Below are 351 nucleotides of genomic sequence, written 5' to 3'. Positions count from 1 at the left end.
AGAATCCCGACCACCTTGTTATTGTCGTGCAGCACCAGCTTGTTGCCGGTCTGGTAACGGATCTGCAGCGCGTCGCGCATGCCGATATTCGAATCCACCAGGGTCGGGGTACGGCCCAGGGCCTCCACCGACTGGCCCTGCACCCAGCTTTGCAGGTTCAGGCTGGCGCCGTTCTGGCGGGCACCCTTGATGGTGTTGCCTTCGGCCAGGTCGATCCACGAGTCGCCGCCCGGATCGAGGCACACCGAACCGTTGACGCGTTTGCAGTTGTCCAGGGTGCGCATCAGGCTGCGTCCGCAGAGCACGTTCAGCGGGTTGGTGTGAGCGACGAAGGTGCGCACATACTCGTCC

At 63.5% G+C, this 351-nt stretch carries 1 protein-coding gene; it reads right to left on the bottom strand.

Features of this window, described 5'->3' with window-relative positions; translation table 11 throughout:
- The coding region (locus HX773_RS25445; protein WP_218168365.1) for a hypothetical protein at nucleotides 1-351 on the bottom strand (351 nt) is incomplete at both ends.

The sequence above is a fragment of the Pantoea sp. B9002 genome (genome assembly GCF_013385945.1).
Lineage (GTDB): Bacteria > Pseudomonadota > Gammaproteobacteria > Enterobacterales > Enterobacteriaceae > Pantoea.
Note: the sequence above shows the minus strand (reverse complement) of the source record. Positions and strands in the feature narration are given on the sequence as shown.